The sequence below is a fragment of the Campylobacter lanienae NCTC 13004 genome (genome assembly GCF_002139935.1).
GTDB lineage: Bacteria > Campylobacterota > Campylobacteria > Campylobacterales > Campylobacteraceae > Campylobacter > Campylobacter lanienae.
This window is the reverse complement of the sequence record NZ_CP015578.1, coordinates 213,056-239,833: the sequence shown is the minus strand read 5'-3', so window position 1 is coordinate 239,833 and position 26,778 is coordinate 213,056. Positions and strand designations below refer to the sequence as shown.

The following is a 26,778-nucleotide window of genomic DNA, read 5'->3' as shown; positions in this document are numbered from 1 at the left end:
TAGGTTAGTTGTGGAATTTATAAATTATCTTACTCAAGAAAATGTGGTAACATTTTTTTTGCTACTTGTTAGGACTGGTGCTTTGATGGTGTTTTTCCCATTTTTTAACCATATGCAAATTCCCATAGTCATCAAAGCCACGCTCTCGCTACTACTTGCTTTTTATCTATTTCCACTTACGCCGCCAATGGCTAATCTTGATAGCTTAAATATCCAATATCTAATCCTAGAAACCCTATCTGAGCTTATGCTTGGACTATGTGCGGGGGTGCTTTTGCTATTAGTTTTTGGGGCGGTTCAGTTAGCCGGAGAGCAAATTTCAATGATTATGGGATTTTCTATGGCAACAGTTATTGACCCGCAAAGTGGCATAAACGCCCCATTAATCTCAAATATCTTAAATTTAATTGTTTTACTAGCTTTTTTGCTATTTGATGGACATCATTTGATACTATATTTTTTGGCTTATGGGCTTGAGTTTATCCCACTTGGAGGATTTTATCCAGAGCAAAATATCCTTAAATACGCAGCCCAAGGGATGGTAAATTTGTTTTTATATGGCTTTATCATCTCATTTCCTATATTAGCACTTACGCTAATGTCAGATTTGATTTTTGGTATGCTTATGAAAACTATGCCACAATTTAATCTATTAGTAGTTGGATATCCTATCAAAATCGCTATAGCATTTGTCGTCTTGATGGCTATACTTGCTATGATTGTGAAGGTCTTTACAACGCTTATGATGAAAGTTTTAAATGATTTACCTAGTTTATTTTATTAAATAAAGCAATAAATAATGAAAAATTTCGTAAAATATTGCAAAATTTTTAAGGGGCAAGTATATGAAGGTAATTTTACTAAACAATAACCCAGCAGTTTCAAAGCTAGTAAGCGTAAGCTTAAATAAGCTTGGATTTGAATTTGTTGAAATTGATAATTTAGAGAGTTTGGCTAGTGGTGATGCTGATTTGATTATATGTGATAGCGGACTTTATGATTCTAGCGTTGATTACCTAAAATATGCGAAAAATCAGCTATTTTTGATTCCTAGAACTAAATTTGAAGAGTATAATCTAGATCCCAAAAACACTCTACAAAAGCCATTTTTGCCAACTGATTTTATAGATATTATAAAAGAAATTTTAAATATCAATCCAAAAACAACTCAAAATAACGATATAAACACTCAAACGACATTTGCAGATGATATAAAGATCGGAAATGAATTTGGAGAAATTCAAGATTTGGATAGTATCTCATTTGATTCTGGTGATGATTTGAGTAGTTTTGGTGATTTTAGCGATGATGAATTATTAGGTGATACAAAGCATATAGATGATTTTACAGATAAAAAAGATGATGAAACTCTAAATGATGATTTTGTAGATAATAATGAAACGATGAATTTAGATGAGCCAGATGAGCCAATAGAAGAGCAATTTGTAGAAAATGAAGTCGATGAAACTGACAATATCACCCAAAATACAGATGAGCTTATAGAATTAGATGATAAAAAAGATGATGAGATATTTGAGTTAGATGATGAGATTAGCGAAGTTAGCGATGATGGCAACATTGATTTAAATAGTGATGAAATAAGTGAAATAAACGATGAAATAAGCGAAATTGATGAGAAAATCAGCGATGATAATCACACAGATGAGCTTATAGAATTAGATGATAAAAAAGATGATGAGATATTTGAGTTAGATGATGAGATTAGCGAAGTTAGCGATGATGGCAACATTGATTTAAATAGTGATGAAATAAGTGAAATTGATGAGAAAATCAGCGATAAAAAAAATAAAAATTCAAAACAATCTATAAAAGATATAACCGATGAGTATAAAAATATAGAGCTTGATATATCTGCTTTAGATAATCTCTCAGAAGATAATAGCGAAGATAAAATCAAAGAACCTATGATAGAAATTCAAGAAGCAGAAGAGCCAAAAGCGATTGATAATTTAGACTATTCAGATAATTTAAATGAGCTAAGCAATATGCTTGATGAAATTGACAATATGGATTGTGAGGAAGAGAGCGTGGATCAGACAAAGGAATTTAAAAGTAGCTGCGAGGCTAGCACAATTGATGATTTAAATGAAATCGATATCAAAAAAGCCCTAAATGAAACCATCACGCAAACCGATGAAGCCACCATAAAACAAGCCATTATAGAAGATTCAACTCCTACAAAAGACCAAACCCCAGAGCCAAATAACGATAGCTCACAAACAGATATAAACAGAGATGAATTAGCAAAAATTCTATCTACGCAAATCGGCGATGAGATTAGTAAAGCCCTAAGCAATAGCGCATTAAAAGATATATTAAAAGATATCGATATTAATGTAAATATCAGCTTCAAAGGCAAAAAATGAGCGGCCAAATTCTACTAATCAGCGGTCCTAGTGGAAGTGGCAAAAGCACACTATTATCACGCTTGATGAGTGAATTTGACAATATATATTTCTCTATTTCTAGCACCACAAGGTCGCCAAGAGATGGAGAAAAAGATGGAGTGGATTATCACTTTATTAGTGTTGATGAGTTCAAAAAAGGCATTGATAATGGCAAATTTTTAGAGTGGGCAAATGTCCATAAAAACTACTATGGCACTAGCCTTGAGCCGGTAGAAAAGGCCTTAAAAGATAATAAAGTAGTAATTTTTGATATTGATGTTCAAGGCTATTATCTAGCGATGAAGGAGTATAATGATATCATAACATCGGTATTTATCACCACAAAGGATAGGCATGAATTAAAAAGACGCTTGATAAAACGAGGTAGCGATGACGCTCAAACGATAGAAAATAGGCTATTTAATGCAGCAACAGAGATCGCTCACATCGGCGAATATGACTATTTAATAATCAATGATGATATAGATAACGCATATGAGAGATTAAAATCTATATTTATCTCAATGAGTTCAAAAAGTCAAAGTTTTAATATAAATGAGGTTATAGAGAGCTGGAGCGAGTGATAAATTCAATATTTTTAAACAAATTTAATTTAAGGAGAAAATTATGGGTAGTATGAGTATAAGTCACTGGTTGATTGTTTTGGCGATTATTGTTTTGCTTTTTGGCGCAAAAAAGATCCCTGAATTAGCAAAAGGTATGGGTAAAGGTATAAAAAGCTTCAAAAAAGAGATGGAAGATGATACCCCATTAGAGCAAATTCAAAAGAGCGAAGAGACAACTCAAACCAAAAAAGATGAAACTCAAAAGAGTGCCTAATGAGTGCTAAAGATACTCTAAAAAATGAGATAAGCACGATTTTAGGCCGTGAAGTCGTAGTAGAAAAACCAAAAGACAAATCTCTAGCTCACTACGCTACGCCAATCGCATTTAGTCTAGCCAAAGAGCTTAAAAAATCCCCCATAGCAATAGCTAATGAGATATCACAAAAATTTAACTCACCAAACTATGAAGTAAGTGCGGTCAATGGATATATAAATTTCAAATTAAGTGGCGAATTTTTAAATTCCTTAGCCAACGAAGCTTTAAAAAGTGGAGATAAATTCGGCTCAAAAGAGATAAAAAATCCTAAAAATATATTTTTAGAATATATCAGCGCCAACCCTACTGGCCCACTACACATAGGCCATGTGCGTGGAGCGGTGTATGGCGATACCTTAGCTAGAGTCGCTAGACATATCGGCGTGGGCGTCCATACGGAGTATTACATAAATGACGCTGGCAATCAAATAGATTTACTAGGAATCTCAATCTCGCTTAGAGCTCGTGAAATTTTATTTAATGAAATCGTGGAATATCCAGAGAAATATTATAGAGGTGAGTATATAGATGAGCTAGCCAAAGAGGCTTATGATAAATTTGGTAAAGATATTTTTGATCCTAATCGCAATCTCGAACTAGCCGAATTTGGCAAAGATAAGGTGCTTGATATAATCAAAAAAGATCTAGCAGATGCTGGAATTACCATAGATAACTGGGCAAGCGAGAAGTCGTATTATGGTGAGTTAGACTCCACTCTTAAGCGTTTAGAAAAAAGTGGTGAGGTATATAAAAAAGATGATACAACCTATATCGCCTCTACAAAACTTGGCGATGATAGTGATAGAGTCGTAGTGCGAAGCGATGGTCGCCCTACATATCTAGCCGGTGATATAATCTATCATAATGTCAAATTCGCTAGCGGATATGATAATTATATCAATATCTGGGGCGCTGATCACCATGGATATATCCCTAGATTGAAAGCGGCTATCAATTTTCTTGGTTATGATGAGAGCAAACTTGAAGTGATTTTAATGCAAATGGTAAGCCTATTAAAAGATGGAAAACCATTTAAAATGAGCAAAAGAGCAGGAACTAGTGTCTTAATGAGTGATATTTTAAGCGAAATTGGTAGCGATGCTTTGAGATTTATATTCATCTCCAAAGCCAACACTAGTAGCCTTGAGTTTGATATTGATGAGCTTAAAAAACAAGATAGCTCAAATCCGGTATTTTATATCAACTACGCTCACGCTAGAATAAATCAAATTTTCACAAAAGCAGCCAAATCACCAGCTGATGTGGCCAATGTCTCTTTGGCTAATTTAAGTGATGAGGGCAAAAATCTGCTATTTGAAGCTTTGATTATGCCTGAAATCTTAGAAGATGCCCTAAATCAAAGAAGCCTACACAAAATTCCAGATTATCTAAAATCCCTTAGTGCGAGTTTTCATAAATTCTATAATGAAAATAGAGTCGTAGGAAGCCAAAATGAAGATGAGCTATTAAAGCTATTTAGCGTCGTAGCCCTAAGTATCAAAGTAGCGCTAAATTTAATGGGAATCAAAGCCAAAGATATAATGGAAAATTAAGCAAATCCAAGCCAAATTTAGTAAATATCCGCTAAATTTGGCACAAATTTAATTAATTGGATTTTGTATTTAACTCTTTTAAAAACTCTTCTATATTGTATTTTGCCCTATACGCCTCACTCATAAGGTGAATCATGATATCACCAAGGTCAATCACAGTCCAATCTTCACTACTCTCAACACCCAAAAAATTCTCCCCAGCAGGCTTTAGCTCACTCTTTAAATCATCTAACAAAGCAGCCCCATGCCGTGCGGCCAAAGTGGTAGCTACAATTACAAATTTACTCAAATAATCCCTACCTTGCATATCGATAATTTCGATATTTTCAGCCTTTTTATCATCTAAAATTTTAACAATTTTATCTATTCTATTTTGCATTTTTATCCTTATAAAATTTCTCAACACTATCTAAAATAGCAGTTGGAATATGCTTAAAATTTAACTCAGATTTAATCTTTGAAGATGAGATTTTAACATTTATATCTAGTTTTTGCAAATTTGATTCAACCCTAATCCCATCTCTACTAGCCACAACGAAGCTTACAAGCTCCCTTAACTCATCAAATTTATGCCATTTATCTAAATTTTTTAGCTGATCAGCACCGATTATTAGATAAATTTTCTTAGGATTAAACTCACGCTTAAAATATCTCACACTCTCTATTGTAGCCACCGGTCGATTTTGCGAAATTTCATAATCACTTATTATAATTTTTTCATCTAGATTAGACCAAAGCTCATTACACCACTGAAGTCTCAAAAGCGGTGGCGCACCAAATTCGCTCTTAAAAGGGCTTAAAAATGTTGGAATAATAATAAGTTTATTAATATTTAAGCTCTTTAAGGCCTCTTTTACGATCATATCATGACCCAAATGTGGCGGGTCAAAACTTCCACCAAAAATAGCTATATTCAATTTTTTTTAACCTTTTTTTTAGTAAAATAACCAGATTATACCCAAAAAGGATGAAAATGGCACTTAAAATAGCAATTAATGGTTTTGGAAGAATCGGCAGATGTGCTGCTAGGATTATACTCAATAACCCAGCAGAGTATGAATTAAGCATTATAAACGATACTGCTGAGCGTAAAATGACTAGATATCTACTCAAATATGACACCGTTCATGGTGAATTCGATCAAGATGTAGAAGTTTTAAATGATGATTATATCGCTATCAATGGCAAAAAAATCAGAGTATATAGCACAAGAGATATCAATGATTTAGACCTAAAGGGAATTGATGTAGTATTAGAATGTACCGGCAAATTCCTTACAAAAGAGCAATGCCAAACCTACATCGCCAAAGGTGCTAAAAAGGTTATAATGAGCGCACCAGCTAAGGATGATACTCCAACATTTGTTTTAGGTGTAAATTCAGATAAATACGAAGGCCAAACAATCATCTCCAACGCAAGCTGTACTACCAACTGCTTAGGTCCTGTAACTAGGGTTTTAGAAGATCTTTATGGTATAAAAAAGGGCCTTATGACTACCATCCACGCATACACAAATGGCCAAAGCCTAGTAGATGTCAAATGCCGTGATTTTAGGCGTTCTAGAGCAGCTGCTGCTAATATGATCCCTACTAGCACAGGAGCTGCCAAAGCTATGAAATTAGTAATGCCTAGCCTAGATGGCAAACTACACGGACAAAGCATTAGAGTTCCAGTCCCAAATGTATCAATTGTAGATTTGACTGCTGTACTTGAAAAAAGCGTAACAAAAGATGAGCTAAATAACGCATTTGTAGAAGCTAGCAAAGGTAGCTTAAAGGGCATTATGGCTGTGGATTTTGATGAGAGAGTTAGTAGCGATTTTATCACCTCAAACTACTCAAGCATAGTAGCGGCTGATCTAACTCAAGTAATTTGCGGTGATATGATTAAGGTAATGGCGTGGTATGACAATGAGTGGGGCTATAGCAATCGCTTAGTTGAAATGGCTAAATTTATAAGCGAGAAGTGATATGAGTGAGATTATTTCTATAAAAGATATTGAATTTAAAAGTGGTAGCAAGGTTCTTGTAAGGTGCGATTTTAACACGCCTATGGATGAATTTAACAACATCACAGATGATAGAAGAATCCGCTCAGTTATCCCAACTATAAGATATATTTTAGATCAAGGTTGCTCTGTTATCTTAGCTAGCCACTTAGGTCGCCCAAAAAATGGCTACGAAGACAAATACTCACTTCTACCAGTAGCTAAAAGACTTGGTAGATTAATGGATAGAGAGATTAAATTTGCTCACGATGTAGTCGGCTACGATGCTAAAGAAAAGGTTCAAAAACTACAATCTGGCGAGATTTTGTTATTAGAAAATTTACGCTTTGAAAAGGGCGAGACAAAAGATGATATAAACTTGGCGAAATCTCTTAGCGAATTTGCTGATTACTATGTCAATGACGCTTTTGGCGTATGTCATAGAGCTCACTCTAGCGTCCATGCTATAACTCAATGCTACGATAGTGAGCATAAGGCTGCTGGATTTTTGCTAATTAAAGAGATTGAATTTGGTCAAAATCTAATCCGCCACCCTAGTCGCCCATTTGTCGCAGTAACGGGCGGATCAAAAGTAAGTGGCAAACTTCAAGCCCTAACCAATCTCTTGCCACGCATTGATAAATTAATCATCGGTGGCGGTATGGCATTTACATTTTTAAAAGCTCTTGGTGAAAATATCGGAAATTCCCTTTTAGAAGAGGAGCTTGTAGAAGAAGCATCAAACATTCTTAAAAAAGGCCGTGAGCTAGGCGTGAAAATTTATCTGCCTGTTGATGTCGTAGCGGCTCAAAGTTTTAGCAATGATAGTGCGATCAAGTATGTTCCTGTTCAAGAGATCCCAAATGGCTGGATGGGGCTAGATATCGGCCCAGCTAGCGTGAAGCTGTTTAAAGAGGCAATTGCCGATGCTCAAACCATCTGGTGGAATGGCCCTATGGGTGTTTTTGAGATGGATAAATTCAGCAAAGGTAGCATAAAAATGAGCCACGCTATTGGAGAGAGCTTTGCTACTACTGTGGTCGGCGGCGGCGATACTGCTGATGTAGTTGAGAGAGCTGGGGATACTGATGAGATGACCTTTATCTCAACAGGTGGTGGTGCTAGCTTGGAGCTTATAGAGGGCAAGGAGCTGCCTGGAGTTAGAGTGCTTTTAAGAGAAGATAATATATGATTTACGCTGCGAATTTAAAATGCAATCACACCAAAAAAAGCTACGAAATCTACGCTAATGAGCTTAGCAATGCCCTAAGCTCTAATAGCGATAGCGTGATTGTCTTTCCGCCATTTACAGCTCTAACTCAAAATAAATTTAAATTCACCCAAGGCGCACAAAACTTCTACCCCGCACCCAATGGCTCATTTACTGGTGAAATCGGTAGCGATATGCTAGATGAGCTTGATATCACAATGGTTATGATAGGGCATAGCGAGAGGAGAGCCTTAGGCGAAGACGAGCCGTTTTTAAGAGCGAAATTTGACTATGCTCAAAGCAAAGGCTGGGATATCATCTACTGTATCGGCGAAGATGATATAACTCACATGAATGGTAGCACCAAAGAGTTTTTAAGCGATCAATTATCAAATATAAATTTAAATTACGAAAATCTAGTGATAGCTTATGAGCCGATCTGGGCTATTGGTACTGGCAAGAGTGCTAAGGCTGAGTTTATAGCTGAAATTTTAGATTTTATATCGACTAAAACAACAGCGCCACTACTATATGGCGGTAGCGTAAATATAACAAATATTGATGAGATAAAAGCGATAAAATCATGCGATGGCGTGCTTGTAGGGACTGCTAGCTGGGACGCTAAGAAATTTTTAGAGATTATCAATAAAGGATAAAAATGATATTAGAAGGCAAAAAGGGATTAATAGTCGGCGTAGCAAATAAGATGAGTATAGCCTATGGTATCGCAAAAGCGTGTAAAGACCAGGGGGCGGATTTGGCTTTTACATTTTTAAATGATGCTATCAAAAAGCGTGTTGAGCCTATCGCAGCTGAACTTGAAAGCTCTTATATATATGAGCTAGACGTAAATAATCAATCCCATCTTGACTCTTTGGCCGATAAGATAAAATCTGATTTTGGCCAGATTGATTTTGTCGTTCATGCGGTGGCCTTTGCTCCTAAAGAGGCATTAGAGGGTGAATTTATTAATACCACAAAAGAGGCTTTCGATATAGCGATGGATACTAGCGTATATTCGCTTATAAGCCTTACTAGAGCTGTTCTACCTGTGCTTAAAAGTGGTGGAGCGATTTTGACTCTAAGCTATCTTGGCGGAGCTAAATTTGTCCCACATTATAATGTAATGGGCGTAGCTAAAGCAGCTCTTGAGAGTAGCGTAAGATATCTTGCTCATGACCTTGGAGCTAAAAATATTAGAGTAAATGCTATCTCAGCAGGGCCGATTAAAACCTTAGCAGCAAGTGGAATTGGCGATTTTAAAATGATTTTACACTGGAATGAGTGTAACGCCCCATTAAAAAGAAATGTCAGCATAGAAGATGTAGGTAAAAGCGGAATGTATCTTTTAAGCGATCTTTCTAGTGGCGTAACAGGTGAAGTTCATTATGTAGATGCTGGATACAACATAATGGGAATGGGCGATATAGCAGAGCAAAATGGCGCCACCATCCTTGCGTGGGATAAATTCAAAGAGTAAATTTGATAAAAGTGTTTTATTAAAAACACTTTTCTTTTTGAGTAATTCTATTTAATTCTGGCAAATTAAGCTGGATATTTTGAATTTCATTTAAAGCATTTTTACAATATGAGTTCATATTTTCATTAAGTCCATAGTAAGCCCATACACCTTTTCTCTCAACACTTAAAAAGCCGGCGTCTTTTAGGATTTTTAAGTGCCTTGAAAGGCGAGATTGTATCATTTGTAAAGAATTTTGTAAATCACATACGCAAAGAGTGCCGTATTTGTGTAAAAAAGCTAGAATTTTTACTCTGCTTTCATCATTTAAAGCTCCCGTAATTTTTAAAAAATCATCTAAATTTTTCATTTTATCCCTACAAAAATATATCTATTAATACACCAAATATTATAGCGGTCAAAAGCACACAAGAGATAAATATCAGTAAGAAATTCATTTTAAAAATGCGTTTTAACAAGATAAGCTCTGGCAAAGAGCAGCCACCTCCGGCTATCAAAAAACTCATTACCGCCCCCAAAGATACACCACAATCTATCAAAGATAGCCCTATCGGGATGATAGCCTCAACCCTAATATATAGCAAAACTCCTACAAAAGCAGCTATCACAACGCTAAAAATCTCAAATTCTGCTAAATAACTTTGTAAAAACTCTTTTGGGACAAAACCATAGATAATAGCTCCGATACCCATACCTATGACGATATACGGAAGTAGTTTTTTATAATCTTTTAACACTTTTATAAATAGATCTTTATAGCTACTTTTAGTTTGAGAATTTAAGCTCTGTTTTTGAGTGCTAAAATTTATTATTTTAGTTTGGCAGCAGTTTTGTTTGCTTATATTGTGATGATTTGATGGCGTAAAATACTCTTTTTTGATAAAATCATCGTTTAAAAATTTATCAGAGTTAAATTTAGAAATACTCAAAGAAAATATAAAAACAAAAATAAAAATAAATAATATATAAAATAAGCTAAGATTTAAACCAAATGATATAACTAACATAGCAATGATTATCGGATTTACAAGTGGTGAGACTAAAAGATAAGCCACGCTTACCCCAAAGCTTACCCCTGATTTTAACAAACCGCTTAACAAAGGTATGGTAGAACAAGAGCAAAATGGCGTTAAAGCACCTAAAAACATAGCTTTGATATAGCTCAAAAGAGAGTTTGCACTTAGATATCTCTCTATTTTCTTAGAAAATTTCTGATTTAATAGTGCCACTATAAAAGCAATCGCGATAAATAAAACAGAAAGTTCAATAAAATAAAATATAAAAGCTTTAATGCTTTCAAGAAGTTTTTCTAACATCTATTCCCCTTATAAAATAAATTTTTGTAATCATATCATAAAAATTATAATATGTCAAGATATATTGATATATTGAATTATATTTTTTAGTTATGTTTTGACTAGACAAACTTAAATATCAAAGCACAATCACTCATCAAATACTAATCAAATTTCAAATTTTATTAAAATCGATAACCCCAAATATCCTTTTAGGATTAAATTTTAACACCCAAATTATATTCACAATTAAGCCAAATAATAGTAAAATGCCACGCAAAAAAGGAGCATAAATGTCCTACTCCAAAAAAGATCTAATCTCCACAAAAGATCTTAGCCGTGATGATATATTTCAGATTTTAAATTTAGCCAAAGATTACAAAAATTTAAATTTAAAAAATGAGAAAAAATCCCCACTTTTAAAGGGCGTTACGGTTGTAAATTCATTTTTCGAAAACTCCACTAGAACTCGCACAAGCTTTGAAATCGCCGCCAAAAGACTCTCAAGCGATGCTATAAATTTCACCGCTAGCAATTCTAGCACAAATAAAGGCGAAACACTAATCGATACAATCAAAAATATAGAATCTATGAAAACAGATATATTTATAATGCGTCATAGTAGCTCAGGTGCTGCTAAATTCGTAGCTTCTCACACTCCAAGCTGCGTTATAAATGCCGGCGATGGATGCAATGAGCACCCCACTCAAGCTTTGCTAGATCTATTTACTATCTATGATAAATTTGGCTCATTTGATAACCTAAGTGTATCGATAATCGGCGATATAGCACACTCTAGAGTAGCAAGGTCAAATATCTATGCTATGCAGACCCTAGGTATCAAAGTCAAGCTATTTGGCCCACCTCAAATGATGCAATATGCTAGAGTTTTTGGCTGCGAAATTTGTAAAGATATGGATGAGGCTGTGCGTGATAGTGATGCTATTATCATGCTTAGAATTCAGCTAGAAAGAAGCGATGATGAGACGCCTTTTCCTAGTATTAGAGAGTATAGTAGATATTTTGGCCTTAGTAAAAACAGAATGAAACAAGCCAAAGATAACGCTATAATCCTTCATCCAGGCCCAATAAATCGTGGAGTAGAGCTAAATAGCGATGTAGCAGACGACCCAAGAGTCTCTAATATACTAAACCAAGTAGAAAATGGCGTAGCTATAAGAATGGCTATATTAGATATAGTTTATAAAAACCTTAAAGGGCTATAATGAAAATTCTAATCAAAAATGGAACCATAATCAACGCTAATGAGAGCAAAAAAGCAAATATATTAATAGAAAATGATAAGATAATAGATATAACTCTAGATGAGCCAAATGCTGATAATATCATTGACGCTAATGGCAAACTCATAATGCCTGGACTCATCGATATCCATGTGCATTTTAGAGATCCGGGATTTGAGTATAAAGATGATATTATAAGTGGCTCTGAAACTGCTGTAGCTGGGGGTGTAACTGCTTGTTGCCCTATGGCAAATACAAATCCTGTTAATGATAATGCCACAATCACTAGAGATATGATTAAAAAGGCCAAAAAACGAGGCCTAATAGATTTAATGCCAATAGGAGCTATAACAAAAGGTATGAAAGGTGGCGGTATAACCGAGATGGGCGAGATGAGTGAGGCTGGATGCGTGGCATTTAGCGATGATGGATTGCCTGTGAGCTCTAGCGATGTTATGAGAGCTGCGCTTGAGTATTCAGCCTTTCACGGCTCATTTATCATAAATCACTCTCAAGACTGCTCGCTATGTAGAAATGGCCACATGAATGAAGGGCCGATGTCTATGAAGCTAGGTATAAAAGGCATGCCAAGAGAGCAAGAAGAGATAATGATAAGTAGAGATATGCTCTTAGCTAAACTCACAGGCGGCCATATACATATAGCTCATGTGAGTAGTGCTTGGAGCTTAAAACTCATTGAAATAGCCAAAAAAGAGGGTATTAATATAACTTGTGAAATCTGTCCGCACCACTTCACCTTCGATGATAGCTATCTTGAAAACTATGATACAAACTACAAAATGTCCCCACCACTTCGCACAAAAGCCGATGTAGAGGCTATGAGAGAGGGGTTAAAAAATGGCGTGATAGATATCATCTGTACAGATCACGCACCGCACCATTTAGATGAGAAAGAGAGGGAATTTGATAAGGCTCCATTTGGGATTTTAGGTCTTCAAACCTTAATTCCGCTTACTTTAAATTTAGTTAGAGATGGGGTGATAAGCTTAAATAAGATGGTAGAGCTAACTAGCCTAAATCCAGCTAAACTACTCAAATTAAACGATCGTGGCAAGATAGAGATCGGATATTTAGCTGATATCACAATTGTTGATCCTGAATTTGAGTATATCTATGATGATAATCTAAATAAATCTAAATCCAAAAATTCGCCACTCCTAGGCAAAAAGCTAAAAGGTGGCGCTATAAAAACTATAAAATCCGGAAAATTAGTATATGATTTTCCAAATGTGGTGGCGTGATGAGATCAGCATTTACTATGATAGAATTGGTTTTTGTGATTGTGGTGCTAGGAATACTAGCTAGTATAGCTGTCCCTAGGCTCATTGCGACTAAGGATGACGCAAGTGCGATGACTTCGGCAACTTTGTTAAAAGATACGATTGTCCAACTCACGGCATATTACACTATAAATGGCAAACTCCCTGCTGGCGAGCTAAAATCTCAATCAAATTTAGATAAATTGGCCCCAACCTATAATAAATCATACAACAATAACGAAACTTGGACAAAATGCCTAACTATCACTCTCACAAGCGATACTATAGGCATAGATGATGCTAATTTAGATGATGAACCTCTATGTAAAACTCTAGTCAAAATCCCAGCTGTTAAAGAGTGGATAGATAATGATATCACACTAAGCGGTGGTGGAATATTTAATTAACCAAAATGGCTATGGAATTTAATTTCTAGCCATTTAGCCTTTTAGCGAATTTGTTTTTATTGCCCAAATAGACAAATGTCAAGACCTCGGCCACAGCTTTAAATAGATTGGCTGGGATCTGATCATCCACATCGCACAATCTATATAGCTCACGAGCTAATGGGGGATTTTCTACGATTTGAACCCCATGCTCGATCCCAATTTGTCTAATACGAAGTGCTAAATGATCAACCCCTTTAGCCAATACCACAGGTGCGGACTCTTTGTCTTTATCATATCTTATAGCTACGGCGTAGTGAGTTGGGTTAGTGATGATAGCATCTGCTGCGGGGATATTTTGCATCATACGCTTTTTAGCTGCTTGCATCTGTAACTGACGGATACGCCCTTTGACTCTAGGGTCTCCATCCATCTGCTTATACTCATCTTTGACCTCTTGTTTGGACATTCTAAGTCCTTTAAAATATTGATATCTCACGATAAAAACATCAGCAATCGCAATAATCATAAATAGCAAAAGCATAATCCCAGCAAGAATAAACATCTTGTTTCTAAGCCACACAAGCTGATCAAACATAGTATAAAACATAGTATAAGGTAGCTCAGTGATAAATTGTAAAAATACATAAAACGCACAACCAAATATAGCTGAAACTTTAATTAATATCTTTGCTGTCTCGACTGCTTTTTTAAGTGAAAAGAGATTTCCAAGCCCCTTAATCGGATCAAGCTTAGAGAAATTTGGCATCAAAGGCTCAGTAGTAAATATAAAACCAAATTGCATAACATTAGAGATAATTCCAGCTATCATCACACAAATAAGCAAAGGCAAAAGTATAAGCAAAGATTGTAAAATTGAGTGTATCACAATCTTAAAAAATAGCTCTCTAGTAAGCGGCGTTCCGATAATATCTTGGTAATATAGATATAAATTCATCACCCTATCGCCCATAAAACCCATCAAAGCAATGAGTGCCACGCAACCTACTAGCAAGGTAACAAATCCACTTAAATCTTGAGATTTAGGGACATTGCCTTTATTTCTAGCATCTTCAATCTTTTTGGAGGTCGCCTCTTCGGTCTTCTCTTGATCGTCTGCCATTTAGCCTACTTAATTTCTCTTAGCATAATCATCATATCCAAATTCACGCCAAACAACCACATCGCCACTCTCATCTATCATCGCTAAACTTGGGAGTTTTACGCCGTTAAATGTAGTGTTTTTGACTATGGTATAGTGAATTTGATCTTCAAAAATTATCTTATCACCGATATTTATAGGATTATCAAATTTATAAATCGCATCACCAGCCTCAGCCCCAACTATATCACCAGCCAAGCAAGTCGCCCCGCCAAATCTATAGCTAAATTTGCCATTTTGGCTCTCTCCTCTAATCTTAGGACGATAAGGCATCAAAATAGTATCAGGCATATGACACTCGGCTGATGCATCAATGATACAGCTCTTTTGCTCATTATCCACAATATCCAACACCGAAGCAATCAAAAATCCGCACTCCCAACCAACCGCTTCACCCGGCTCAATATATACTTCAAGACTATATTTTTCAGCTAAATTTTTAAGGAGTTTTATCAGCAAATCAACATTATAACCAGCCTTGGTAATGTGATGGCCACCACCTAAATTCACCCATTTCATACTAGGCAAAATCTCTCCAAACTGCTCTTCAAAAGCTCTTAAAACCATCTCCAAACTCTCAGCGCTCTCTTCGCAAAGTGCGTGAAAATGAAGTCCATCAATACCATCTATATTATCAAATTCGAAATTTTCTTTCGTGATACCAAGCCTAGAAAATCTAGCGCACGGATTATACATATCAGTCGGACTAGCTGAGACATTTGGATTAACCCTTAGGCCGATACTTGCGTTGCTATTTCTCGCCTTTGTAGCAAAGCGTTTCCACTGATTAAAACTATTGAAAACCACATGATTGCTAATACTTAGCACCTCATCAATCTCATCATCTTTAAAGGCCGGTGAGTATGTGTGAATCTCTTTAAAATTATGCTCTTTAGCGTATTTGGCTTCGATCAGGCCACTACAAGTAGCACCATCTAACATAGTAGCTACAAGTGGCATACTAGGTGAAAACGCAAATCCTTTAAGCGCACAAAGAACCTTCGCTCCACTCGATTTAGCAACATAATTGAGTAAATTTAAATTTGCTTTAAGCTTAGTTATCTCACAGACATAAGCTGGAGTTTTGATATCTTCTAATCTCATAATAATCCTAAATTTAATTGGGGTATTATATCAAATTTAAATTAAGATAATTTTAGGCCTTGAGAGTAAATTTAGACGAAATTGCCGATATATCGTTTGAATTTGCTAGAGCCAAAACAGCTTCTTTGGCGTGCGATAAGATCCCATCAAGCTTTTCTAGCTCACTGCTATCAAATTTACCCAAAACATAATCAATAACACTCTTATCACTACGGCCTATTCCTATGCGGACTCTATCATAGTTATTGTCTATTAAAGAATCAATAGATTTGATCCCATTATGGCCGCCGCTACTTCCGCCATTTTTAAATCTCATCGCACCAAAAGCAATATCAAGATCATCATGGATAACGATAATGTGATTAGGTTTGTAAAAATCATTTACAGCTTTTAAGGATTTGCCACTTGAATTCATATATGTGGATGGTTTAAGAAGAAGAAGTGAGCCATTTTTGTATAGCTCACCTTGAAATTTAGCCGAACTTACATCGCTATATCCACCATCTTTTAAGATTAGATCAATAAGCATAAATCCAACATTATGGCGAGTATTTTCATACTCTTTGCCAATGTTGCCAAGTCCGGCTATTAGAGTCATTACTTAGCTTTTACTACACCTAAGACAGCTACACGACCTGCATCAATGATGCGCACATTTTGTGGAGCCTCAATATCACGAACTAAAATAGTATCATCGATATCAAGCGGCGATACATCTACTTTAAAGCTATCTGGTAGATCTTTGCCTTTACATTTAACTTTTAAGCGTTTTTTAGATTGTAGTAAAACGCCTTTATTTTTGATACCTGCTGGAGTGCCTACAGGAACAACTGGGACAAGGTATTTAGACTCAACATCTGGTAAAACAACTTTCAAATCAACATGCTTTAAAATACTTGTTACTGGGTGTTTTTGGTAATCTACAACCACAACATTATAAGTTTTACCACCTACGCTGACATCAAATTTCAAACCGCTTTTAGCCTTAACAGCTTTGATAAAATCATTTACTTTAAAAGCAGCATTGATATTTTCAATACCTTTTGCGTAAATGTTAGCGATTAGATAACCATCTTTCCTAAGAGCTTTTGTGCTTCTTTTGTCAATACTCTCTCTAACAATGCCTTCTAACATTATCTTTCCTTAAAATAAAATAGTTGGCAATTATAGCCAAAAAATATAAATTTAATCTTATAAAAGCGATACCAAAATCTCATCAAAAGCCGCTACAAAAGCCTCTAAACCCTCATCTAAAAGATCTGTGCAAACTCTTTTATAATCTATATTAGCTGCCTTGGCATTTGCCATAAATTTAGATATTTCTTCATCACTTGGCAAGGCTTTAGGGGTGAAATCTCCATTAGCTATAAATGCTTTTATGGTATCAAGTGGTGCTGTATTAATGGAATTTGGATATAAAAGCTCCTTGATATAATAATCAGGCGTAAGATTATCTCCCTTAACTCCTGTGCTAGCAAATAGCGTTCTTACATTGCTTTGGTTAGAATTTTGAATTTGATTATATATATTTGTAGCGTTGTAAATACCATATTTGGCCTTTTCATCTAGCCTATCATCAAGCAATCTATCAAAACGACTAACAAATACGCTTATAACACCTTGTGGGAGTATGGCTTGTGGGAATCTTTTTTGATATTTTTTTGTCCCTTCTTTGAAAGCCTCTAAACACTCATCCGCTTGAGATTGCGAAAAAATCAGCGTAGCATTGACATTAATACCCTTTTTCATAAGCTCACTCATCGCCTCAAATCCAGGTGAAATAGCTGGAATTTTAATCATCACATTTGGCATCTTAATCGCATTATATAATCTTTTTCCCTCATCGATGATATCACTAGCTAAGATCAAATTTGGATCTACTTCAATGCTTACAAAGCCATCATCACCCCTAGCGTAATTGCTAAGTAGCTTAGTAGCCGCCATTTTGATATCATTAGTGGCTAGAATTTCATATAGTTTTTTAGCATCTTTTTTTCTAAATTTATCTTTTAGCTCATTATAAGCTGTTGAGTTACAAATAGCATTTTTAAAGATGCTTGGATTGCTTGTAGCGCCGTTAATTGTGCCATTTTGGATTAATTCTGTGAACTCTAAATTTATAAAATTACTCTCTAAAAAATCACACCAAAGAGAAAAATTGATCTCTTTCATCTTCTACCTTTATATAATTTTTTTAATCTCATTTAAATTTTTGATATCTACAATATGAGTTGCGACCTCTTTTAATACCTTATTAGCACAAAAGGCAATGCCTGTGTTAGCTTCTTTAAACATAGAAACATCATTAGCTCCATCGCCCACACAAGCCACTTCATTCTTGCTTAAACCTAGAAGTTCTTTAAGCCTTTTAAGCATCTTGCCCTTAGAGTCGCCAAACATCATCTCACCGCCTACATTTCCTGTTAGAATTCCATTTTTATGATGAAGTTCATTAGCAAAATTTATATCAAAACCAAGCTTATTTTGTGCTATATCTGTAGCTATATGAAATCCACCGCTAAATACAACTGTTTTGATATTTTTGGATTTTAAATATGAGATGATATCACTAGCACCAGTGATAAATGGTAAATTCGAAGCAATTTCTAAAGCTTTATTAAACTCTAATCCCTCAATTAGTCTAACTCTTTGTATTAAACTCTCGTAAAAATCAAGCTCACCCGCCATCGCTCTAGCAGTTATCTCGCCAACTTCTTTATCCTTGCCCATCGCACTTGAAAGGATGGTGATAGTCTCACCATCCATCAAAGTAGAATCAAAATCAAAAACACAAAGTTTTATCATTTAATTTCCTTAAAAATCGCGCTTTAATAAAGATTCAACCTTTAATATCGTTAAGATATTATTATCTCTTTTGCCAATACCTTGTATCATTCCTTTATCTTTTGCCAAAGTTTCAGGCGGCTGGTCAATTTGATTAGTGTTTATTCTAATCGCTTCAGTTAGCCTATCTATAACAAACCCTGCGATATTCTCGCTATCTTGCATAACGATATATCTAGTATTTGGAGTCATTTTGCTAGGTTCTAGATTAAATCTAATTCTTAAATCTATTAAAGGAATTACACTGCCCCTAAGATTAAAGACACCTAACACATATGGTGGGACACTAGGGACTCTAGTGTATTCAATTGGCTTAATAATCTCTTTGATATATAAAATCGGAATAGCAAATTCCTCATCCCCAACGATAAAGCCTACTAGTTGTTCTATCTCTTCTCTATCTTTGGCACTCTCTGGTTCGCTTATTTGCTGTTTTTGTCTTTGTAAAACTTCACCTAATTTATCGCTCATTTTACTTCCTTACACTAGCTTTATATTTTTTCTTACGACATTTTCTAAGTATTCTGGTGAGTATGGTTTGGTGATATACTCAGTCATACCTACTTCTACGCCTCTTAAGCGGTCGCTCTTGCTTGTTCTACTGGTAACGGCAATTAATGGTAGATTGCGATATTTGGAGTATTTTCTAATCTCGCCTGCTAAGGTATAGCCATCCATTCTAGGCATTTCGATATCTATTAGCATCGCATCTATGCTGTGATCACCTGATTTTACTATATTTAGTGCTTCTATACCATTGGTCGCTTCTATCACAGTTACGCCGATTGGTTCAAGCGATTTTTGCATAATTGTTCTATCCATCTTAGAGTCATCTACGATTAAGACTTTATAGTCACTTGGTTTTTCTTTTTTAGACATTTGTGCGCTTGATTCCATACTAGCTCTGATATCTATCTTAATCTCTTTTGCCATATCCATAATCATACCGACATCAACAATTAAGGTTACCTTACCATCACCCCTTATGGTACCACCGGCAATTCCACGGATATTTTGTAAGTAATTACCAAGCGATTTGATAACGATCTCTTCTTGGCCGATCAAGCTATCTACGATGATACCAAGTTTACTATCAGCTACATTGATTACAACTACATAGGTTTGATCGCCACTTTCAAATATCTGTTTAACACCAAATAGATCGCTAAGTCTAACAAGACTAAGGACTTCATCACGAAGTCTAAGGACATTTTTGCCTTCGATTGTGTAGATATTATCTACTGGGACTCTTACAGTTTCTTTAACACTTGCTAATGGTATAGCGTAGAATTCCTCTTGAGAGCCTACTAACAATGATTGGATAATGGCTAGTGTTAGTGGAATTTTGAGCTTCATTATCGTTCCTCTACCTACTTCGCTATCTATATCTATGATACCATTTAGCTTTTCGATATTTGTCTTGACAACATCCATTCCCACGCCACGACCGCTGACATTTGTAACTTGCTTAGCCATAGAAAATCCTGGCTTAAATATAAGCGAAAATGCCTCTTTATCAGTCATGCTATCAACTTCTCTTTCTGTGATTAAGCCTCTTTCAAGTGCTTTCATTTTCACAGCTAAAGCGTCAATTCCCTTACCATCATCTACGATTTCAACGACAATGTGATTGCCTTCATTATATGCTTTTAGCTCGATTACACCCTTTTCAGGTTTGCCGGCTGCTAGCCTATCTTTTGGATCTTCGATGCCGTGATCGCATGAATTTCTAATAATATGAACAAGCGGATCGCCGATCTCTTCTACTATTGATTTGTCTAATTCTGTCTCTTCACCGCTTATCTCTAGATCGATTTGTTTGCCTAACTCACGGCTTAGGTCACGCACCATTCTTGGGAATTTGTTAAATACCTTAGCGATTGGTAGCATTCTAGTTTTCATAACAGCAAGTTGAATATCAGTAGTAACCAAACTTAGCTGACTTACAACTTGATTTAACTCTTCTAAGAATTTTTCGCCCTCATATCTCTCTTCTACATCATCATAAATTTTAAGAAGTCTATTTTTACCAAGGACTAATTCTCCGATTAAATTCATCAAATTATCAAGTCTTTTAACCTCAACTCTGATGGTTTGCTCTACAGCTGATGCGCTAGATTGCGCTGGGGTATTTGACTCTTTTTGTTGTGGTTTAGATCCCTTATGTGCTGGAGCTTCAACCTTAGGTGCTGGAGCCTCTGGCTGCTCATTTTGCTTTTGTTTTTCTTTTCTAGCTTGATCTTCAGCTTTACGCACTTTAAGCAATCTCTCAATTTCAGCTTCAACTTCAGCTTCACTTAAGCTATTTACATCTACTTCTGGCTCTTGATCCATTGCTGATGGCTCTTTGCCGTCTTCTTTTGGTTCGTCTTTTGGCTCTTCTTTGGCTTCTTCTTTAACTTCGTCTTTTGACTTAGAAGAGCTTATATCTTTGCCTTCATTAATAGCTGTTAATCTATCGCATATATCAGATATACTCACACCCGCATCAACATCATTTCCACGCTCTCTAATGCTTCTTAAAAGTGCTTTCATCATATCTACTGATTCTAAAACAACGTCCATAATATCTGGAGTTATCTTTAACTCTCCGTGGCGAGCTTTATTAAGCACATCTTCCATATGGTGCGTAAGCTTTGTTAAGACATCAAAATTTAAAAATGATGAGCTACCTTTTACTGTGTGAGCAACACGGAAAATACGATTTAATAGCTCTAAATCCTCAGGATTAGACTCTAGCTCAACCAAATCATGATCTATTTGTTCAATAAGCTCAAATGCCTCGACTAAAAAGTCTTCTAGTATCTCTTGCATATCATCCATAAATCACCTCTTAACTAATATATTTTTTGCGTGATTCAATCACTTTTGAAACAGCGGCATAAAATTCTGTAGCATTAAATTTGGTTAAGAATACATCACCGCCTGCATCCTTGCCATGAAGCTCACTAAATTCATTACTCAATGATGAGTTAAAGATGATAGGAATATTAGCAAATCTCTTATCATCTTTTACATTAGCAGCAAAGTGGAATCCATCCATCTGAGGCATCTCAACATCGCTAATGATAACACGAAGATTATCTTCTAAATCCTCTTTATACATCGCATATAGGTCATTTAACTTCTCTAAGCCCTCTACACCATCTTTGGCTTCAACTACTCTTAAGCCCATTTTTGTAAGTGCTTCATTGACTAATCTTCTAGCAGTCAAGCTATCATCTAAGATAAGCGCAACACCGCTAAATTTATGAATTTCATTGACCTCAACTTCCATTTTTGGCTGATAAATTCCTAGCTCTTCTACGATGCTCTCAAGATCTAAAATAAGCAAAACATCATCATTTTCTATTCTTGTGACGCCTGTGATTTTAGATCTATCCAAAGTCCCTGTGCCAGCACTCCCTGCGAAATTAGCTGGTTCTATATCTTTCCAATTTATACGCCTAATTCTTTTGGCCTCATGGACGATAAAACCGATAAAAATATTGCTAAATTCAGCAATTATTACCCTAGGCTTTAAAATCGCCTCTTTAGGCTCTTCTATTTGCATCCATTTAGCAAGATTTATAACTGGTATAACCACGCCACGCAGGTCAAAAATCCCTTCAATATAATCAGGCACACCTGGTAGTTCGGTGAGATTTGGCATCTTTATGATCTCTTTTACCTTAGCGACATTAACGCCGTAAATTCCTTCATATACGGTGTCTTTGCCTTGTTTTAAGATACGAAAATCAACAAGCTCCATCTCATTCGAACCCGTTTTTAAGATATTATCATCAAACATTTGGGCTCCTTATAAGTTGAAATTTAATTTCATCGGTGTATTCTACAATAAAATAACTACGCTCAGACGCAAAACAAGGTAAATTTATATAATCTTTTGAATTTATCTCAAATCTAACCCCTTGATGATAGTGCCCTTCAATTACAATATCACCTTGGTAATTAGCGATTTTTTGACTTATTAGCTCTTTGAAATTTGGTATTTTATAGGATAAATTCTTATCTTTTTGAGTAGATAAAATCCACTTAGATATCTTGTGATTTAAGCTCTTATCTATAAAATCCATCAATTTTAAAAACCAATTATTTCTAAGAAATTTAAGTATATTTTGTGTAAAAAATCCCAAAAATATATCACCGTGAGCTATTGCTACACGCTTATCATCAAGGGTAAAAATAGCTGGTTGAGATGAGATAGGATAGATTGTGATACCCTTAAAAACGGAGCTAAGATTAAAATCATGATTGCCTTCGAAATAGTGAATTTCACTCTTTTTAGCAAGCAAATTTAGCTCTTCAATCCACTCTTTATAAAATATTTGAGTATAACTAGTGGAGCTAAGAAAATCAAATATATCACCAACCAAAAATATCTGTGGTGGCAGCGGCAAAGCGCCACTATTGAAGCTTTTAATAAGTTTTAAGAATTGGGATCTTTTAGCGTTTTCATGTGCATCAGCTATAAAAATCGCCCCATCTAAAATTCTCATATAGAATTCCCAATAATCGGCAAAGCCACCGCCTCATCTATCCCGAGCATTAAATTCGCATTTGCTAAGGCTTGAGATGAAGCGCCACGAAGAAGATTATCTATGCTAGAATTTATCCAAATCTTGCCCCCATTATTTATCGCAAAAATATCACAAAAATGCGTTCCAGCGACATCTTTGATACTAACAGGCTCACGCCTAATGCGTATAAATTTCTCATCTTTATAAAAATTTTCTAAAATGCTTATTGGGTCAATATCCTTAAATTCAGGCTTTAAAACCCCATAGCTACTAACTAGCATTCCACGACTAAGCGGGATTAAATGTGGCACAAACATTACATCAATATTGGTATTATGAGTTAAATTCAGATGCTCTTTAATCTCATCGCTATGCCTGTGGGTAAGTGGCGAATAGGCATTCATATTCTCATTTACGCTTATGAAGTGGCTACTAGATTTTAGGCTCTTTCCAGCTCCGCTTAATCCGCTTTTAGCATCGATCATAACACCAAATTTAGGATCTACCATATTGGCAAAAGGCAACAAACCCAAAAGCGAACAAGTAGGATAACACCCCGGATTAGCTACTAAATTTGCCTTTTTAATCCTATCTCTATTTATCTCCACTAGCCCATAAACGGCATCTTTTAATCCATCTTTATCCAAATGAGCGCAATAATTCTTCTCATAATTTTCTAAGCTCACACGATAATCAGCCGATAAATCTACGATTTTTATATCGCTTTTTCTTAGCTCTTTAGCGATTTTCATTCCTTCGCTATGTGGCAAAGCCAAAAATACTAAATCACATCTAGCCTTGATTTCATCGGTATTTGCCGCTTCGATTGGCATATCGATAACGCCTTTTAAACTAGTAAAGCTTTGAGCCAAATTCCCACTACTACTAGCCCCCGCATAACTAAGCTCAAAATTTGGATGAGCCACTATCATTTTAACTAATTCAAGCCCTGTATAACCACTAATTCCAACTATCCCTACTCTGATCTTATCTGCCATTTTCATCCTTAAGTTAATCAAATTCACTCAAAAGCTATATCTTGATATTTTACTTCGACTATCTCTATCTCGCTTTTGCCATTTGGCAAGGTCAAAATCACCTCATCGCCTGCTTTTTTGCCGATTAATTGCTTGGCAATTGGTGTTGAAATAGAGATTAGCCCACGGCTAAGATCGCTCTCGGTTATCCCTACGATAGTGTATGTCGTCTCAACTTCGCTATCGATATCCATTATAGTTACAGTTGAGCCAAATTTAACCTTATCATGCTCATACTCACTAGGGTCAATTACCTTGGCTCTACTTACTATATCGCTAAGTTCGGCTATGCGATTTTCTATAAAGGCTTGTTTCTCTCTAGCAGCGTGATACTCGGCATTTTCTTTTAGGTCGCCGTGGCTTCTTGCTATATCTATCTCTTTTACTATCGCTGGTCTTTGGATTGTCTTTAGATCTTTTAATTCAGCTGTAATCTTCTCATAACCATAGATTGTCATTGGTTCTGTCATGGCTTTTCCTTTTAAATTTGATTTAGGATTTTATCCTATTTTATCTTAAAATCATATCAGCAATGCTCTTAGCACTTCCGTGTTTTAGATACTCTCTTAGCTCCTTAGCGGCCTTTATAAATTTATTTTCATTATAATTATTATAAGATTTGATTAAATTTTGGGCGTTGGCATCTTCTTGGATTAGCTCATCATGTAAAGGCTCTTTACCCATGAAATCAAATATTATATTTGCTAATCCGGCATATTTTAACTTCACAAGCTTTCTAGCAAGCCATATATCAATCGCTTTTGCCTTATAGCAAAGCACAAAAGGCACTCCTATCAAGGCTGCCTCCAAAGTCGCTGTCCCAGAGCAAATAAAAGCAAAATCGCTTTTTATCAATGCTTCTTTAGTATCATAAACAATCTCAAATTCACTCACATTCCCATAATACTCAGCAATATTATTAGCCAAAAATGGCGGAATTACCAAAAGTTTTTTGCCATTAATATTTTTAGCTACCTCTTTGTATAGTGGCATTAAGCGACTTATCTCGCTTCTTCTAGATCCTGGCATAAATGATATTATAGAGTTTTTATCATAAGAATTTTTTTGGATATCTATCTCATCTAAGAGTGGATGGCCTACATATTGGCTTCTATGATAAAATTTACTATCAAAAGGCAAAATAGATGCTAAAGTATCACAATATCTCTCTACCTTAGCTACTCGCTTTGGCTTCCACGCCCAAACCTGTGGCAAGATATAGTATATTATCTCGCATTTTAAATTCGCCTCTTTTATCGCTTTTGCCAAAGGCAGGTTAAAAGCTGGGCTATCTATTAGCAAAACTTTATCGCAAGTTTTAGCTAGCTCCACCATCTGTTTTAACGCTCTTTTGGCCTTAAATATCAGTGGTAAAATCTCCACAAACCCCATAGCGCTAAACTCTTTACTATCATAAAGAGCAGCACCAAATCTCTTATCAAAAATCCCACAAATCTCCACCCCATCAATATGAGTTAAAATCTCTTTAAGGTGTAAATTTGCCGATGCTTCTAGGCAAGAAACTAAAATTTTCATAATTTCCCTTTTAAATTTAGCTCAAATTATAGCCAACAATTTAAAAATTACAGGTAAAATTCATCAAAAAAGGATATAAGTGAAAGAGATTTTAATAACAAACGATGATGGTTTTGAGGCAGCTGGGATACTGGCTTTGCGTGATACACTTAGCCAAATAGCTAATGTAGTAGTAGTCGCTCCAAGTAGCGAAAAATCAGCTTGTTCGCACTCTATTACTCTTACTCGCCCACTTAGATTTATTCAGCTTGATGATGGATTTTTCAAACTTGATGATGCTACGCCTAGTGATTGTGTATATCTTGCGCTTGAGACAATGTATAAAAATAAAAAGCCTGATCTTATAATAAGTGGGATAAATCACGGCGCAAATGTAGGCGAAGATATCACCTATTCAGGCACTTGCGGTGGTGCTATGGAGGGCACACTTCAAGGGGTTTGCTCCATTGCGGTTTCGCAACTATATAAAAATGATAGTTTGGATAAATTTGGATTTAGCTTAGCTTGTGAAGTTACTTTGGATTTAATCAAAAATATATTTGAAAATGGCTATCCATTAAGCGGTAGAGAGTTTTTAAATTTAAATATCCCCGCTATTCCAAAAAGCGAATATAAAGGGCTAAAAATCGTCCCCGCAGGTCAGCAAAGCTATAACACAAACGCCCAAATCCATCGCAATCCAAGAGGGCTAGAGTACTACTGGCTAGGGACACCAGGGATTAGATATGCTGCTAATTTAGGCTATGAGTGTGATATATCGGTGCTTGATGAAAACTACGCTAGTCTAACGCCAATTAAGCTTGATATGACCGCTCACAAAAGCATAGAAACTATAAAAAAATGGATTTAA

30 protein-coding genes are annotated in these 26,778 nt (G+C 35.7%); 13 read left to right on the top strand and 17 right to left on the bottom strand.

Translation table 11 applies throughout. The features are described 5' to 3' along the window. Positions 1-10 precede the first annotated feature (10 nt). The 5 genes from fliR to argS all read left to right on the top strand — a co-directional run bounded on the left by fliR (position 11) and on the right by argS (position 4,843). A complete protein-coding gene (gene fliR / locus CLAN_RS01245; protein WP_096020770.1) occupies positions 11-784 on the top strand; it encodes a flagellar biosynthetic protein FliR in 774 nt (257 codons plus the stop codon). 61 nt (positions 785-845) lie between these two features. Continuing rightward, the gene (locus CLAN_RS01240; RefSeq protein ID WP_100590388.1) at positions 846-2,387 is read left to right on the top strand and encodes a hypothetical protein; all 1,542 of its coding nucleotides are present in this window, start codon (positions 846-848) and stop codon (positions 2,385-2,387) included. Continuing rightward, a complete protein-coding gene (gene gmk / locus CLAN_RS01235; RefSeq protein WP_096013947.1) occupies positions 2,384-2,992 on the top strand; it encodes a guanylate kinase in 609 nt (202 codons plus the stop codon). The genes CLAN_RS01240 and gmk overlap by 4 nt, the downstream gene beginning before the upstream one ends. A 43-nt stretch (positions 2,993-3,035) precedes the next feature. Then, a complete protein-coding gene (gene tatA / locus CLAN_RS01230; protein ID WP_096013946.1) occupies positions 3,036-3,248 on the top strand; it encodes a twin-arginine translocase TatA/TatE family subunit in 213 nt (70 codons plus the stop codon). Beyond that, a complete protein-coding gene (argS, locus tag CLAN_RS01225; RefSeq protein ID WP_096018484.1) occupies positions 3,248-4,843 on the top strand; it encodes an arginine--tRNA ligase in 1,596 nt (531 codons plus the stop codon). The genes tatA and argS overlap by 1 nt, the downstream gene beginning before the upstream one ends. 52 nt (positions 4,844-4,895) lie before the next feature. Here the strand turns inward: argS and rsfS are convergent, their stop codons facing one another. Next, positions 4,896-5,222: a ribosome silencing factor gene (gene rsfS, locus CLAN_RS01220; RefSeq protein ID WP_096013944.1), complete on the bottom strand. Its 327-nt coding sequence runs from the start codon at positions 5,220-5,222 to the stop codon at positions 4,896-4,898. Beyond that, positions 5,212-5,760 (bottom strand): nicotinate (nicotinamide) nucleotide adenylyltransferase, encoded by a 549-nt coding sequence (gene nadD / locus CLAN_RS01215; RefSeq protein ID WP_096013943.1) that lies wholly within the window; start codon positions 5,758-5,760, stop codon positions 5,212-5,214. Before nadD ends, rsfS begins: the two co-directional genes overlap by 11 nt. Positions 5,761-5,816: 56 nt before the next feature. Here nadD and gap point away from each other — a divergent pair, with 56 nt between their 5' ends. Genes gap through fabI form a run of 4 tightly spaced genes read left to right on the top strand, consistent with a single transcriptional unit; the run spans position 5,817 to position 9,520 of the window. Then, positions 5,817-6,812, top strand: a complete 996-nt coding sequence (gap, locus tag CLAN_RS01210) for a type I glyceraldehyde-3-phosphate dehydrogenase (RefSeq protein WP_100590387.1) — start codon at positions 5,817-5,819, stop codon at positions 6,810-6,812. A gap of 1 nt (position 6,813) precedes the next feature. Further along, positions 6,814-8,022, top strand: a complete 1,209-nt coding sequence (locus tag CLAN_RS01205; protein ID WP_086233854.1) for a phosphoglycerate kinase — start codon at positions 6,814-6,816, stop codon at positions 8,020-8,022. Beyond that, positions 8,019-8,696: a triose-phosphate isomerase gene (locus CLAN_RS01200; protein ID WP_063997808.1), complete on the top strand. Its 678-nt coding sequence runs from the start codon at positions 8,019-8,021 to the stop codon at positions 8,694-8,696. Before CLAN_RS01205 ends, CLAN_RS01200 begins: the two co-directional genes overlap by 4 nt. Before the next feature lie 2 nt (positions 8,697-8,698). Next, positions 8,699-9,520 (top strand): enoyl-ACP reductase FabI, encoded by an 822-nt coding sequence (fabI, locus tag CLAN_RS01195; protein WP_096013941.1) that lies wholly within the window; start codon positions 8,699-8,701, stop codon positions 9,518-9,520. Positions 9,521-9,539: 19 nt separating this feature from the next. On the opposite strand, the gene CLAN_RS01190 is transcribed toward fabI, so the two are convergent. Then, complete coding sequence (locus CLAN_RS01190; RefSeq protein ID WP_096015406.1) at positions 9,540-9,869, bottom strand: ArsR/SmtB family transcription factor; 330 nt, start codon at positions 9,867-9,869, stop codon at positions 9,540-9,542. A gap of 7 nt (positions 9,870-9,876) precedes the next feature. Continuing rightward, the gene (locus CLAN_RS01185; protein ID WP_100590386.1) at positions 9,877-10,836 is read right to left on the bottom strand and encodes a permease; all 960 of its coding nucleotides are present in this window, start codon (positions 10,834-10,836) and stop codon (positions 9,877-9,879) included. Positions 10,837-11,108: 272 nt separating this feature from the next. On the opposite strand from CLAN_RS01185, the gene CLAN_RS01180 reads away from it, so the two are divergent. The 3 genes from CLAN_RS01180 to CLAN_RS01170 are packed head-to-tail and all read left to right on the top strand — an operon-like array spanning position 11,109 to position 13,746. Then, positions 11,109-12,041, top strand: coding sequence for an aspartate carbamoyltransferase catalytic subunit (locus CLAN_RS01180; RefSeq protein WP_100590385.1), 933 nt, complete (start codon positions 11,109-11,111; stop codon positions 12,039-12,041). Next, entirely contained in the window at positions 12,041-13,321 is a 1,281-nt protein-coding gene (locus CLAN_RS01175) for a dihydroorotase (protein WP_100590384.1), read from the top strand. Before CLAN_RS01180 ends, CLAN_RS01175 begins: the two co-directional genes overlap by 1 nt. Next, the gene (locus CLAN_RS01170; protein WP_167368915.1) at positions 13,321-13,746 is read left to right on the top strand and encodes a type II secretion system protein; all 426 of its coding nucleotides are present in this window, start codon (positions 13,321-13,323) and stop codon (positions 13,744-13,746) included. The genes CLAN_RS01175 and CLAN_RS01170 overlap by 1 nt, the downstream gene beginning before the upstream one ends. 25 nt (positions 13,747-13,771) lie before the next feature. On the opposite strand, the gene flhB is transcribed toward CLAN_RS01170, so the two are convergent. From flhB to lpxB, 13 genes are read right to left on the bottom strand one after another with little or no spacing between them, the layout of a single operon-like run. Beyond that, positions 13,772-14,848 (bottom strand): flagellar biosynthesis protein FlhB, encoded by a 1,077-nt coding sequence (gene flhB / locus CLAN_RS01165; RefSeq protein ID WP_096013936.1) that lies wholly within the window; start codon positions 14,846-14,848, stop codon positions 13,772-13,774. Between the two features lie 9 nt (positions 14,849-14,857). Further along, complete coding sequence (gene nspC / locus CLAN_RS01160; RefSeq protein WP_100590383.1) at positions 14,858-15,991, bottom strand: carboxynorspermidine decarboxylase; 1,134 nt, start codon at positions 15,989-15,991, stop codon at positions 14,858-14,860. Between the two features lie 52 nt (positions 15,992-16,043). Next, positions 16,044-16,589, bottom strand: coding sequence for an aminoacyl-tRNA hydrolase (gene pth, locus CLAN_RS01155; RefSeq protein ID WP_100590382.1), 546 nt, complete (start codon positions 16,587-16,589; stop codon positions 16,044-16,046). Then, positions 16,589-17,125 carry a 50S ribosomal protein L25/general stress protein Ctc gene (locus tag CLAN_RS01150; RefSeq protein ID WP_086225509.1) on the bottom strand — a complete coding sequence of 179 codons (537 nt, stop codon included), beginning with the start codon at positions 17,123-17,125 and terminating at the stop codon, positions 16,589-16,591. Before CLAN_RS01150 ends, pth begins: the two co-directional genes overlap by 1 nt. Before the next feature lie 57 nt (positions 17,126-17,182). Continuing rightward, positions 17,183-18,163 carry a transaldolase gene (locus CLAN_RS01145; protein ID WP_100590381.1) on the bottom strand — a complete coding sequence of 327 codons (981 nt, stop codon included), beginning with the start codon at positions 18,161-18,163 and terminating at the stop codon, positions 17,183-17,185. 9 nt (positions 18,164-18,172) lie between these two features. After that, positions 18,173-18,796: a phosphoserine phosphatase SerB gene (gene serB, locus CLAN_RS01140; protein ID WP_096013932.1), complete on the bottom strand. Its 624-nt coding sequence runs from the start codon at positions 18,794-18,796 to the stop codon at positions 18,173-18,175. Between the two features lie 9 nt (positions 18,797-18,805). After that, the gene (locus CLAN_RS01135) at positions 18,806-19,306 is read right to left on the bottom strand and encodes a chemotaxis protein CheW (protein ID WP_096013931.1); all 501 of its coding nucleotides are present in this window, start codon (positions 19,304-19,306) and stop codon (positions 18,806-18,808) included. 9 nt (positions 19,307-19,315) lie between these two features. Further along, the gene (locus CLAN_RS01130) at positions 19,316-21,658 is read right to left on the bottom strand and encodes a hybrid sensor histidine kinase/response regulator (protein ID WP_096025155.1); all 2,343 of its coding nucleotides are present in this window, start codon (positions 21,656-21,658) and stop codon (positions 19,316-19,318) included. 10 nt (positions 21,659-21,668) lie between these two features. Then, on the bottom strand, positions 21,669-22,625 hold the full coding sequence (locus CLAN_RS01125) for a chemotaxis protein (RefSeq protein WP_096013929.1): 957 nt from the start codon (positions 22,623-22,625) through the stop codon (positions 21,669-21,671). After that, positions 22,618-23,334 (bottom strand): UDP-2,3-diacylglucosamine diphosphatase, encoded by a 717-nt coding sequence (locus CLAN_RS01120; RefSeq protein WP_100590380.1) that lies wholly within the window; start codon positions 23,332-23,334, stop codon positions 22,618-22,620. Before CLAN_RS01120 ends, CLAN_RS01125 begins: the two co-directional genes overlap by 8 nt. Then, the gene (argC, locus tag CLAN_RS01115; protein ID WP_415270420.1) at positions 23,331-24,353 is read right to left on the bottom strand and encodes an N-acetyl-gamma-glutamyl-phosphate reductase; all 1,023 of its coding nucleotides are present in this window, start codon (positions 24,351-24,353) and stop codon (positions 23,331-23,333) included. Before argC ends, CLAN_RS01120 begins: the two co-directional genes overlap by 4 nt. 23 nt (positions 24,354-24,376) lie before the next feature. Further along, a complete protein-coding gene (gene greA / locus CLAN_RS01110) occupies positions 24,377-24,862 on the bottom strand; it encodes a transcription elongation factor GreA (protein WP_086235041.1) in 486 nt (161 codons plus the stop codon). Positions 24,863-24,902: 40 nt separating this feature from the next. Next, positions 24,903-25,928: a lipid-A-disaccharide synthase gene (lpxB, locus tag CLAN_RS01105; RefSeq protein ID WP_100590379.1), complete on the bottom strand. Its 1,026-nt coding sequence runs from the start codon at positions 25,926-25,928 to the stop codon at positions 24,903-24,905. A 79-nt stretch (positions 25,929-26,007) separates the two neighbouring features. On the opposite strand from lpxB, the gene surE reads away from it, so the two are divergent. Beyond that, positions 26,008-26,778 (top strand): 5'/3'-nucleotidase SurE, encoded by a 771-nt coding sequence (gene surE, locus CLAN_RS01100; RefSeq protein WP_100590378.1) that lies wholly within the window; start codon positions 26,008-26,010, stop codon positions 26,776-26,778.